The organism is Paraburkholderia madseniana (assembly GCF_009690905.1).
Taxonomy (GTDB): Bacteria; Pseudomonadota; Gammaproteobacteria; order Burkholderiales; family Burkholderiaceae; genus Paraburkholderia; species Paraburkholderia madseniana.
The window spans coordinates 59,125-70,689 of the sequence record NZ_VOSW01000051.1 but is presented as its reverse complement, the minus strand read 5'-3'; the positions used below and the strand labels follow the sequence as shown (position 1 = coordinate 70,689).

Genomic DNA, 11,565 nt, shown 5'->3' with positions numbered 1-11,565 from the left:
CCCAGATGCCGTTCACCATCTTGATCACCGAGCGACCGCCACTCGTCGAACCAAGCGACGTCTGGCTGCTCTGATAACCAATCCCCGCATCGACGATCCCGTACAGCGTCACACTGCTCTGAGCGTGCGCGCCGAGGGCGACCAACCCAAGGGCCGAGGTTGCTATTACCTTTTTCATTTCTGCTCCTCTTTAAAAATCTTTTCTCAATCTCTAACACCCGTAATCGCCCCGCTAATCCAAGGTGTGCAGAGCTAGCCGGCTCAGCATGCCGGTGCAAATGCGAAGAGGGGTGAGCACTGAGTGACGCCTGGATCTCCAAACCAGCACGAAGTGTCGTTCAAACGCGATCCGATGTCTTTCGGGGTTTATACGCATTTGTACGATCTAGTTAGTTTTTTTCTGGTGCGATTTTGATTGAGTTAGCGCGGCCGGCCTGATCAGCCCGAGGTTCCGAACAACTGCACCACCAGACCACGCAGCCAACGGTTGCCCGCTTCGTGGTGATATCTGGCGTGCCAGTGCTGCCGAACGGCAAAACCATCCACAGGAACCGGGCACGGATGGACCGCCAGATCATTGACCTTTGCCAGCGTCTCACCGATGTGTCGCGGCAGCGTGGCGATCAGGTCGGTACTCTTGATGATCGCCCCGAGCCCGAGGAAACCCGGTAACTCCAGCACCACGTCGCGATCGATATGCTCACGGACCAGCGCCTGTTCGAGCAGTTGCGCTCCCGTCCCCGCAGTGATCGCGACATGTCCCTCCGCGCGATAGTGCTTCAGGCCGAGTTTGGTGCCTAACCTCGGGTGACGGCGATTCGCCAGACAGACCCAGTCCTGCAGATATAGCTGCTGCTGGTAAATCCCACCGCCAAGCCAGGGCACATGGCCGATCGCAAGGTCGGCCTCACCGGATTCCAGCGCCCGCTCCGTATTGCCGTCAATCCTCGTCGCTTCGAGGCGTAGACCCGGCGCCTGCGCGCGCACGTGCGCCAGCAATCGCGGAAGCAGCGTTATGTGGCTGGCGTCGGTCATGCAGATACGGAACCGCCGCTTCGCGGTGGCTGGATCGAACGCGATCTCCCAGGCAGCGAAGCGTCGCAACGATTCGAGAATCTCCCGGCACGGACCGATCAGCGCATCGGCTTGCGGCGTCGGCGCCATACCGCCCGATGTACGTATGAACAAGGGGTCCTGTAGATGCTCCCGCAAACGCCCGAGCCAGATGCTGATCGTCGGCTGACTTTGTCCGAGCTGCTCGGCCACACGCGTGACGCTGCGGGCGTCGTACAGAAGGTCGAAAAGCTGCAGCAGTTTCAGATCAGGAAGTTCGGTCGAGTTCATAGGATTATTGCCCTCCGCAATGACGTCATTGTATTCATTGCATTGCCGATATGAGCGTCGGCCCGTATCGTGGTCTCCATGTTGAGGAGACGGCAGTGAAGATTGCGATTCTGGGTGCGGGGGCGCTGGGCTGCGCCATTGGCGCGGCGCTGACCGAAGGCGGCAACGAGGTCTGGTTGCTGAACCGTTCGGTGGTGCATGTGGAGGCGATGAGGTGTGACGGACTACAGGTGGACGATGCGGATGGTTCCCGTCGCGTGAAGGTCCGCGCGGCGACACAGGCGGCCGAAGCCGGTGTCGTCGATCTGGTCGTCGTGCTGGTCAAATCGTTTCACACCGATGCCGCGATGCGCGGCGCACTGGAGCTGATCGGACCCGAAACGCTGGTCCTGTCGTTGCAGAACGGCCTGGGGCACGAAGATGTGCTCGCCGGCATCGTGGGACGCGAACGCGTGCTGGCTGGCAAAACGTACGTTGGCGGCGTGATGCGCAACCCGGGCCACATCGAGTCAGGCGTCGCCGGCAAGTCCACCTACATCGGCGAACTCGACGGCCGGATTACCTCCCGCGCGACGGCGCTCGCCGACACCTTCAACGCTGCCGGACTGGCCACCACGGTCAGCGACAACATCGTCGGCACGATGTGGGACAAGCTGCTGGTCAATGTCGCGACTGGCGCGCTGACCGGCATCACCGGCCTGACGTACGGCCAACTCTACGACGAAGCGCTTCTGAAGACGACCGCGCTCGCAGCGGTCGCCGAGGCGATGGCGGTCGCTCGCGCCGCCGGTGTGAAGCTCTCCACCACTAATCCCGAACGCCCGTGGACGCTCGCCGGAGAAGGACTCTCCCCTGCCTTCAAGACCTCGATGTTGCAAAGCCTCGAGAAGGGCTCCATCACCGAAATCGACTTTATCAACGGCGCGGTCGTGTGCTGGGGACAACGGCACGGCGTGCCGACCCCGGTCAACGCGACGCTGGTGGCCTGCATCAAGGGCATCGAGCGCGCCATGACCGACCGACAACATTGGGAGACAACCGTATGAACGGCAGCAAGGCCTATCTGGAGCACGTCGCCATCTGGGTAAAAGATATTCAGTGGCATATCCGTTTTTTCGAAGACGTGCTCGGCATGACGATGCGCGAGGTCGACGGCACTGTCGACGAACCCCGGCAGTACTGGACGCTCGGCGGTCTGCAATTCATCCATAACCCCAACCATGATGCGCCTGAAGGCCGGCTCGGCCATCTCGGCGTGATGTGCGAAGACATGGAGGCGGCGCTCGCCGCCGCGCATCGATACGAAGTCAGCGAAATGCCGCAGGGACGCAACTGGTTGCGCCTGCCGGACGGACTCGCCGTCGAACTGATTCAGGCCAGGCCCGCCTCGTGCGTGGCGCGGGCACTGGACATCAATCCGCGCGCGGAGGTGTGACATGACGATCGTCGATAAATACTGGGACGATGCCCGCGAAGGCGACGAATGCGTGAGCCCGACTTACACGGTGACCAAAGAACGCATTCTGGCCTACGCCGATCTCACTGGCGATCACACGCCGGTCCACGTAGACGAGGCATACGCGAACGCGAGCCACTTCGGCTCGATCGTCGCACACGGTCTGTTTGGCTTGTCTATCGCCGATGGTCTCAAGACCCAAAGCACTTATCGCTTCCTGCCCGGCATGTCGCTCGGCTGGACGTGGGATTTCAACCTGCCGATCAAGGTCAACGATTTGCTACACGTGAAATTCCGCGTGGGCGCGATGCGCGCGAGCAAAAGCCGTCCAGACTGGGGCATCGTCGTGCTGCCCTCCGATCTGATCAATCAGGATGGCCAGGTTGTCCAGCACGGCGAACATCGTCTGATGGTGCCGCGCCGGCCGGGAGCGTTCTGATGCAAGCCCGTCCTCTCGAAGGTATTCGCGTCGTCGACTACAGCCATTTTCTGGCTGGCCCGTACGTCGGGCGCTGCCTCGCAGCGCTCGGCGCCGAAGTCATCAAGGTCGAACGTCCGGTCAGCGGCGATGCTGGACGTCAGCACGCCACCGTGCTCGATGATGAGCAAAGCGGCTACTTCCTGCAGCTCAACATGGGCAAACGCGGTGTTAGCGTCAACATGAAAGACTCGCGCGGCAAGGAATTCATGCAGCGCCTGTGCGACTCGGCGGACGTGTTTGTCGAAAACTATCGGCCCGGCGCGTTGAACAAGCTCGGGCTCGGCTATGACGAGCTGTCCGCGCGCAATCCGGGCCTCGTCTACTGCTCGATCTCGGCATATGGCCATACGGGACCGGACGCGCATCGCGCCGGCTTCGGCCTGATTGCCGAAGCCAAGAGCGGGATCATGCAGATGATCGGCAATCCCGGCGAGCCGCCGCCGCTGATGCGCATCTCGCTCGGCGACATGTACACCGGCATTCACGCGGTGGCGGCGATCAACGCAGCGCTACTCGGTCGCGCAAAGAGCGGCCGGGGCCAGCACATCGATATGGCGCTATACGACACGCTGGTGTCGATGCACGAATACGCGGTGCAGTGCTACACGATGCAAGGCATCGTCCCCGAACAGACCGGCCACGACATGCCGACGTCGACGCTCTACGGCGTGTTCCGTGCCGCTGATGGCGACCTTGTGATCGCCGCGCAAGTAGACGATGCGTGGAAGCGTTTCGCAGCGCTGATCGAAGCGCATGGCGGCCCGGCTGGCTTCGGCACCGACACGCGTTTTCACACCCTCGCGGGACGCAATACGAACCGGTTGGAGATTCTGTCCATCGTGAAGCCTTGGGTGGCCAACCAGCCGGTCGCACAGGTGCTGGACCTGCTCGATGGCATTGACGTGCCTTGTGCGAAGGTGCAACGCATCGACGAAGTGCTCACCGATCCGCAGATCGTCGCGCGAGGCATGGTCGTCGAGCAGGAGCACCCGCGTTACGGGAAGTTGCGTCTGCCGAACCTGCCGTTCCGGTTCTCCGATTGTGACACGACGATTCGCGAGGTCGCGCCCGATCTCGGTCAACACAACGCGGAAGTCGCGCAGTCGTTGGGCTTCAGCATCGCCGAAATCGACGCAATGCAAACCGATGGTGTGCTGTATTCAAAGCTGAGGCCGTAATGACTGACCAGTACGCCGTGATCGGCAATCCAATCGGCCATACGAAATCTCCACTGATTCACGGCCTATTTGCGCAAGAGACACAGCAGGACATGTCCTATACGGCCATCGAGGGTCCAGTCGAGCCGCAGGATGCCTTCGCCGGGACCGTCCATGCGTTCGTCGCGGCCGGTGGCAAGGGCATGAACGTGACCGCGCCGTTCAAGCTGAAGGCGTTCGCGATCGCCGATGAGCGCAGCGAGCGCGCCGCACTAGCTGGCGCGGCCAACGCGCTGAGCTTCAAGGATGGCCGGATCGTTGCCGAGAACTTCGACGGTGTCGGCCTGGTGCGCGACATCGAAGTCAACCTGAGCCTGCCGATGGCCGGCAAGCGCATACTGGTTCTTGGCGCGGGGGGCGCAGTGCGTGGCGCATTGCTACCGTTCATTGCGGCGCGCCCTGGTGAACTGGTCATCGCAAACAGGGACGTCTCCAAGGTAAAGGCGCTGGTAGCGCAAGTCGCGGCCGGAAGTCCCCTGGTCGCCTGCGGCTACGGCGAGCTTGAAACGATGGGACGCTTCGACCTGGTGGTCAATGCGACATCGGCCAGCCTCACCGGCGAGTTGCCGCCGGTTCCGCCGAGCGTTTTCAGCCCCGCCGGTGTGGCTTATGAACTCGCCTATGGCAAGCGACTAACGCCCTTCCTGCGGCTGGCCCGCAATGCGGGCGTGCTGGGTATCGCAGACGGTGTTGGCATGCTGGTCGAGCAGGCAGCAGAAGCATTCGCCTGGTGGCGCGGCGTACGACCCCAGACCCATGCCGTAATCGACAGGCTTACCGTTCCGCTCGATTGACCTTGAACCGGGACCACATCGGGAAAAGACGCGCCTATGAACCTTTTCTGTCCCCCAAGACAATTTTGTGGATATTAGCCGGATACACCCAGTCGCGGGCCTGCCGCTCGATAAGATCCATAAATGCCGGTGGGCCACTGCAGTAGATCTGAGTGTTCGCATGTGCCGGGCTCATCGCGTGCGAAGTGGTCTGCTCCAATCGGTCAGCATTCAAGCCAAAATGGTGATGGACCCCACCTTCCCTTTTAAGCGCGTCGAGTTCTTTCCGAAAGACCGCACGTTCTGGTGATCGAGCGAAGTTGTGCAGCTCGAATTTTTGACCTGCCAAGGCAAGCCGATTCGCGATTCCCGCTATCGATGCGGCGCCAACGCCTCCAGCAAAAAGAATAGATCGTGTGCTATCGTCTAAAACAACCGTAGGACTCCGTGGCGTTACGATGAACGCCTCGTCTCCTTGACTCAGTGAGATGTCCGCCGTTTCTGCGTCCGTATCGTCATCATCCTGTCGCACAGCGATCACATATGCGCTCGGCCGGGACGTAAAACAGCACAGCGGATATATTCTTTCCTTGCAGATGACGTTGTCCCGAACAAGGGTGATGCAAGCGCCATCGTCAAACGACGGAAGCTCCGATCGGGACCTGGTTTGAAGTTCGACGGCATGGTAACTCTCGGCAAGTTGCCATTTCCGTGTGATGATGACCGGGAGGAGGTTGTCGTGCATGTCTTCTCCAATAGGATCTTCGTCTTCCGAGATCGGGAGTTCGTCGATGTATGGATTGCATGAGATGGCCGGTCCGGGAAACTGTTCGAAGGACCGCTGAGTGTCAGATTCAGGTTAGGGCGAGAGAAATCCACCAGCAAGGCGTTCAACGCGCATACCACGTATACAACCATGCGGATAAAGGGTGGCCGTTGGCTGGTTTTCACCTTTCGCTTAGTTCAACCGCGCCTCAGGCGCCAAAGTGTGAGTGCACCGTGAACCTCGAATGCGGCCACACCTTCTCTTTCAGCCCTGACGGCGAACACTTCCTGCTCGACGGCGAGCCGTTCCAGATTCGCAGCAGCGAGATGCACCCGGCCCGCATCCCGCGCGAGTATTGGCAGCATCGAATCAGGATGGCCAAAGCGATGGGGATGAACTGCATCGCCTTGTACATCATGTGGAATTACCACGAGACACGTCCGGGCGTATTCGATTTCCGCAGCGGCAACCGCGATATCGAGGCCTTCATCCGGCTGTGCCAGTCCGAAGGAATGTGGGTGCTGCTACGCCCCGGGCCTTACGTCTGCGCCGAATGGGATATGGGAGGGCTCCCTTCCTACCTGTTGAGCGATCCGGAAGTCCAGTTGAGGACCGACTCGGCCACCGATGCTCGTTATATGGCGGCGGTGGCTCGCTACATCGAGGAACTGGTCCCACGTATTAAGCCGTTGCTGACCCAAAACGGCGGACCGATCCTGATGATCCAGATCGAAAATGAATTCGGTTCGTATGCGAGCAATCCGGCATACCTCGAAGAGCTCAGGCAGCTTTGGCTCAAAGGAGGTGTAACCGGGCCGTTCTACACCGAAGATGGCCTCCTGCAACTCGAACGCAATCGCACCACGGTAAGCGGTGGTGCGATTGCGTTGAGCAATGGCGATGCGGCGCAAATCGCAACCGTCCGCCGGGAATTCCCCGCGGTGCCCGCGATGGCCGGTGAGGTGTACCCAGGGTGGCTCACTCATTGGGGTGAACCGGGTTTCGCAGGGTTGAACTACGACCTCTCGCACACCTTGACCGCGTTCATGCAGTCGAAACGGTCGTTCAATCTGTATGTCATTCACGGCGGTACGAGCTTTGGTTTCTATGCCGGCGCGAACGTGGATGATTCAGGCAACTATCAGCCCGACATCACCAGCTACGACTATTCGGCGCCGATCAACGAGCAGGGCGCGGCGACACCGAAGTATATGAAGTACCGCGACATCATCGGCGGCTACCTGCCTGCGCCGTTGCCCGATGTCCCTGGCGCCATCGCCACGCTCGAATGCACAGGCGTCGATGCTTTGATGCCAACCCTCTACGCGTCGATCTGGGACAACCTGCCCGCGGCGCTGCCGCGCGAACAGAGCATCGATCCACAGTCCTTCGAGAGTTATGGTCAGGCGTTTGGCTTCGTGCTGTACCGCAAGCAGTTGCAAGAGTACGCGAGTGGTGTGCTGGATATCAGCAGTGTTCATGACTATGCGACCGTTTTCGTCGGCGAACGCTACGCGGGCGGCGTGTCGAGGGCGCAAATACCGCCGGAGTACGCACAGCCGCTCCACGTGATGCATCGCGCGCCACTCGCGCTACCTTCGACGTTGCCGGAGCTCGAGTCGAACCCAGGCAGCCCGGCATCGTTAGAGGTCCTCGTGGAGGGCATGGGGCGGGTCAACTTCGGCCCCGCGCTCGTCGACCGCAAAGGACTGGTCGATCCGGTCAGGATGAAAATCGCCGATGGGTCGCTCTCCGTGCTCAGGGACTGGGAAATCTTCCTGCTGCCGATGGATGAAACGTTTATCGCCAACCTGAAGGGAAGTTGCACGAACCCACTGAAGCCCGGGCTATTCTTCAAGGCAAGTTTGCGGCTGAATGAAGTCGGCGACACCTGGCTCGACATGGGCAACTGGACCAAGGGCGTCGTCTGGGTCAACGGGCACAATCTCGGACGCTACTGGAATATCGGTCCGCAAAGGCGCTTGTATTGCCCTGCGCCATGGCTCGTGCGAGGTGACAACGAGGTGCTGATCTTCGACTTGCACCAGATCAAGGCGAAGCCGGTGGAACTGGCGGATGCGTTGTCTTAGCGCGAACGACGTGGGTCGATGCCGGGCAAGCGGCCACAATCCGGCCACATCCACCTCACTACTCCGCTTCAGCGATCGGCAACAGTTCCAGCGTAAGCACTTCGAACGGCGCGAGCTGGACTTCCTGCGGCACATCAGCGTCTAGCAAAGCTGGAATATCGGAAGGCCCTTCACGCCAAATGCTACGCGCACTGAATCGCGCCGCCGCCGCTTCCGGCAACTCCAGGTGTCGCCGCAGATCCAGCGTGAAGCGTTGCGCGCGGCTGTGCGGATTGCGCAGCGTCACGATTGCCTTGTGCTGCGCCCACGCTGCCCAACCGTAGACCGCTAGCTGGTCAGGTGCCCCGCCGATCCAGTGGCTGTCGCGCAGTACATCGCCGTTTTCGCGCGCCCATCTGGCGGCCTCCGCGAGCACATCCCAGTCGGACTCGGTGAGCAGCGCTGGCGTAATGTATAGCTCCTGCAATTGCGTGCCGCTCCCGAAGTAGGAACGCACCTCGTTGGCGAAATCATCGCCTGCTGCCGTGTTCAGGCGCGGATTGCACTGCGCGAAGAGGATGCCGTGCAGCATCAGCGAATTGAGCGGGAAGAGCGGACTGCGCACCACGACGTTGTGGTACGTCTGCGCGTCGCGGTACGTAATCCAGCGCTCACGGTTAGTGCCGGTTCCGGCCAGATCGTCGTCCCTGCCACCGCGCCAGATGGAGTCTGCGTAACGCAACCAGAACGGCGACGGATGCGTCCCTGTAGTGAGATTGATGAAGGTATCCGGTTTGACCGCGCGGATGTGCTCGATGAGCTGGATCGCCGCGTCCCAATCGCTATCGAAGAGGCTGCCTGGAAACACCGTGTCGGCGTTGCCCGTACCGTCGAACTTGAACTGGTTGACGCCGTCCTCATCAAGCAAGGCCATCACGACTTCGTGAAAGCGTCGATAGTAACTCGGCCCCGATAGCGCGAGTCCGTTATCGATGACCTCATAGCCAGCGGCACGGCCGCGCGTCACGCGCTCCTGTTTCGGCGCTCCGTAGCCACCCCACGGGGACAGCCATATGCCGGGCGCGGCGCCGTATCGTGCTGCAGCGTCGCGCAGCGGAACGAAGCCATGCGGAAAATCCTTGCTGAAATGCCAGCTACCGCTAAGGTCGTCCCAGCCATCGTCGAACAGAAACGAATCGATCTGCACACCGCGCGCTTCATGCAACTCGCGGCCGATTGTTTCGATGCGCTCCAGCGCTTGCTGCTGTGTGTACGGCGTGAGGTAGCCGATATCGCCCCAACTGTTGTAGTGCAGAAACGGGCGATACGGGTGAGCCCGCTCCCGTTCCAGATAGGTGGCGAAGTCGCGCCGCAACTGGCCGTCGCGCACTACGCCGGCCACGGCGGAGTAGACCAGCGTCCTGTTCTTTTCCAGCGGCAATGCGCGTTGCAGAGTAAAGCTGACGCTGTCGCCGTCCACATGACTTTCCGCCAGCGGCAGCTCGAAGCCCAGATAGAAGTTGCCCGCGATGACAGGCGTGCCCTTCAGTTCGCTGCTAGCCTGTGCGTTAGCAGCACGCGCCTCCAGCAATGAAACGACGGCGATATTTTCGTCCCGAAGAAGCGCCGTAATCGCTAGCTGTTCGCGCAGGTATCGTGAGCCTTCGCGCTGCTCCACACTCCACTCCACCTTCAGACGGCCTTGAGCGTCGACGAGTGTGGCGCTCACGCGTCGGCCTGCGATTCGTTCGGCCAGGCGGGACGCGTGGGGGTTTGATGCGAGTGTGGTTTCGTTCAGCGGCGCAAGGATCCTCAACTCGGCCACGCCAACAGTACTTCCGTCATCGAGCAATAGCGCGAACGGCGTGACGATGGGCAGCGTGCGTTGCCCCGCGAAATCCATCAGTGAGAAATCCGCTAGCCGTTCGTCCCTGACGGTCCAGCGCAACGCGAGCGCGTCGTTACCGAATGAGCAGGCATCACCCGTCGTCTGGAACACGGGCATGCCGGCTTGCGTAGGCAAAGCATCGTTGGCGCGCATGGAGAGGCCTGTCTCGAGCAGGAGCAACGTCCATAGAGTACCGGCAACGGCCCAGCGCGTCCAAGCCCGCCGGAAAGAACCCCACTCCGCCCTAGTTCGCCAGAGCGTTCTGCTCAGGCGGCTCGAACATGTCGTCCTCGTCGACATCGCGCGTGGCGCCGAGCAAGCCTTCCGACTTGGCCACCACCGCGGTGGCGATGCTGTTGCCGATCACGTTGGTCGCCGTGCGGCCCATGTCGAGAAACTGGTCAATGCCGAGGATCAGCAGAACGCCGGCCTCGGGCAGCTTGAACATCGGCAGAACGGCAGCCACCACGACGATGGACGCCCGCGGCACACCGGCGATGCCCTTGCTCGTGATCATCAGCACCAGCAGCATGGTGATCTGCTCCGTCAGGCTGAGCTGGATGTTGTAGGCCTGGGCGATGAACAGCGACGCGAAGGCCGAGTACATCATCGAGCCGTCGAGGTTGAACGAGTAGCCGAGCGGCAGCACGAAGCCGGTGATCTTGTCGGGCACACCGAACTTCTTCAGTTGCTCCATGACCGAGGGATAGGCGGCCTCGCTGCTGGCGGTCGAGAAAGCCAGGATGGTTGGCTGCTTGACCAGCTTGAGCAGCGTAAATACGCGTGCGCCAAGGAACAGATAGCCCGCTCCGATCAATGCCGCCCACAGTACCAGCAGGGCCACGTAGAACTCGCCGATGAACCTGCCGTAGGTCACGAGCACGCCGATGCCCTGAACGGTGATCGCGGCGGCCACTGCCCCGAATACGCCGAGTGGGGCAAAGCGCATCACGAAGTCGGTAACGCGCAGCATCGTCTTGCCCAGGTCCTCGATCGGCGCGAGCAGATGCTGGCCGGCGCGGCCCTTGAACGACGCGATGGCGAAACCGAAGAACAGCGAGAAGACCAGAATCTGCAGAACCTCGTTCTGGGACATCGCCTCGAACACGCTCCTGGGGAAAACGTGGGTGACGAAGTCCTTCAGGTTCAGCGTGGAGGTCTGCAGATTGGTCGTGGCGGCGATGTCCGGCAGAGGCAGGTTAAGCGCGTGGCCCGGCTGCAGGACGTTCACGAACAGCATGCCGAACAGCAGCGATACCACCGAGGCGGAGATGAACCACCCCATTGCCTTGGCGCCCATGCGGCCGACCGCGGACGAGTCCCCCATACTGGCGATACCCCCCACCAGGGTCGCGAACACGAGCGGCGCGATGACCATTTTTATCAGACGCAGGAACACATCCGTGGCGATCGAGAAATAGCCGGCGATCGCCTTGGCGGCCTTTGCGTCGGGTGCGTTGATGTTGCAAAGGTAACCCACAGCAACACCCAGAACCATGGCGACCATGATCCACGTCGTAAGCTTGTTCGTCTTCATGAATTCCTGTCTCCGGCAACTGCGCTAGATCGTG

General features: G+C 61.1%; 11 protein-coding genes. 6 read left to right on the top strand and 5 right to left on the bottom strand.

Going from position 1 to position 11,565, the window contains the following annotated elements; genetic code table 11:
• Positions 1-178 (bottom strand): porin (locus tag FSO04_RS25540; protein WP_154563721.1); only part of this gene is annotated, 178 nt, incomplete at its 3' end.
• A 260-nt stretch (positions 179-438) separates the two neighbouring features.
• Positions 439-1,344, bottom strand: a complete 906-nt coding sequence (locus FSO04_RS25535) for a LysR family transcriptional regulator (RefSeq protein ID WP_154563719.1) — start codon at positions 1,342-1,344, stop codon at positions 439-441.
• A gap of 95 nt (positions 1,345-1,439) precedes the next feature.
• On the opposite strand from FSO04_RS25535, the gene FSO04_RS25530 reads away from it, so the two are divergent.
• Genes FSO04_RS25530 through aroE form a run of 5 tightly spaced genes read left to right on the top strand, consistent with a single transcriptional unit; the run spans position 1,440 to position 5,292 of the window.
• On the top strand, positions 1,440-2,390 hold the full coding sequence (locus tag FSO04_RS25530) for a ketopantoate reductase family protein (RefSeq protein ID WP_168435840.1): 951 nt from the start codon (positions 1,440-1,442) through the stop codon (positions 2,388-2,390).
• On the top strand, positions 2,387-2,779 hold the full coding sequence (locus tag FSO04_RS25525) for a VOC family protein (RefSeq protein WP_154563715.1): 393 nt from the start codon (positions 2,387-2,389) through the stop codon (positions 2,777-2,779). The genes FSO04_RS25530 and FSO04_RS25525 overlap by 4 nt, the downstream gene beginning before the upstream one ends.
• Position 2,780: 1 nt before the next feature.
• Positions 2,781-3,239 carry a MaoC family dehydratase gene (locus FSO04_RS25520; RefSeq protein ID WP_154563713.1) on the top strand — a complete coding sequence of 153 codons (459 nt, stop codon included), beginning with the start codon at positions 2,781-2,783 and terminating at the stop codon, positions 3,237-3,239.
• Positions 3,239-4,459, top strand: coding sequence for a CaiB/BaiF CoA transferase family protein (locus FSO04_RS25515; protein ID WP_154563711.1), 1,221 nt, complete (start codon positions 3,239-3,241; stop codon positions 4,457-4,459). The genes FSO04_RS25520 and FSO04_RS25515 overlap by 1 nt, the downstream gene beginning before the upstream one ends.
• The gene (gene aroE, locus FSO04_RS25510; RefSeq protein WP_154563709.1) at positions 4,459-5,292 is read left to right on the top strand and encodes a shikimate dehydrogenase; all 834 of its coding nucleotides are present in this window, start codon (positions 4,459-4,461) and stop codon (positions 5,290-5,292) included. Before FSO04_RS25515 ends, aroE begins: the two co-directional genes overlap by 1 nt.
• Positions 5,293-5,326: 34 nt before the next feature.
• On the opposite strand, the gene FSO04_RS25505 is transcribed toward aroE, so the two are convergent.
• Complete coding sequence (locus FSO04_RS25505) at positions 5,327-6,016, bottom strand: ferredoxin reductase domain-containing protein (protein ID WP_154563707.1); 690 nt, start codon at positions 6,014-6,016, stop codon at positions 5,327-5,329.
• A gap of 254 nt (positions 6,017-6,270) precedes the next feature.
• Here FSO04_RS25505 and FSO04_RS25500 point away from each other — a divergent pair, with 254 nt between their 5' ends.
• The gene (locus FSO04_RS25500) at positions 6,271-8,127 is read left to right on the top strand and encodes a beta-galactosidase (protein WP_168435834.1); all 1,857 of its coding nucleotides are present in this window, start codon (positions 6,271-6,273) and stop codon (positions 8,125-8,127) included.
• 58 nt (positions 8,128-8,185) lie between these two features.
• Here the strand turns inward: FSO04_RS25500 and FSO04_RS25495 are convergent, their stop codons facing one another.
• The gene (locus FSO04_RS25495) at positions 8,186-10,147 is read right to left on the bottom strand and encodes an alpha-galactosidase (protein ID WP_154563703.1); all 1,962 of its coding nucleotides are present in this window, start codon (positions 10,145-10,147) and stop codon (positions 8,186-8,188) included.
• Between the two features lie 91 nt (positions 10,148-10,238).
• The gene (locus tag FSO04_RS25490) at positions 10,239-11,531 is read right to left on the bottom strand and encodes a dicarboxylate/amino acid:cation symporter (RefSeq protein WP_154563701.1); all 1,293 of its coding nucleotides are present in this window, start codon (positions 11,529-11,531) and stop codon (positions 10,239-10,241) included.
• Positions 11,532-11,565 lie beyond the last annotated feature (34 nt).

Coding starts and splice junctions, on each gene's coding strand:
- FSO04_RS25505 (WP_154563707.1), bottom strand. CDS start 6,016: ATGCACGACAACCTCCTCCCGGTCATCATCACACGGAAATGGCAACTT.
- FSO04_RS25515 (WP_154563711.1), top strand. CDS start 3,239: ATGCAAGCCCGTCCTCTCGAAGGTATTCGCGTCGTCGACTACAGCCAT.
- FSO04_RS25520 (WP_154563713.1), top strand. CDS start 2,781: ATGACGATCGTCGATAAATACTGGGACGATGCCCGCGAAGGCGACGAA.
- FSO04_RS25495 (WP_154563703.1), bottom strand. CDS start 10,147: ATGCGCGCCAACGATGCTTTGCCTACGCAAGCCGGCATGCCCGTGTTC.
- FSO04_RS25490 (WP_154563701.1), bottom strand. CDS start 11,531: ATGAAGACGAACAAGCTTACGACGTGGATCATGGTCGCCATGGTTCTG.
- FSO04_RS25535 (WP_154563719.1), bottom strand. CDS start 1,344: ATGAACTCGACCGAACTTCCTGATCTGAAACTGCTGCAGCTTTTCGAC.
- FSO04_RS25525 (WP_154563715.1), top strand. CDS start 2,387: ATGAACGGCAGCAAGGCCTATCTGGAGCACGTCGCCATCTGGGTAAAA.
- aroE (WP_154563709.1), top strand. CDS start 4,459: ATGACTGACCAGTACGCCGTGATCGGCAATCCAATCGGCCATACGAAA.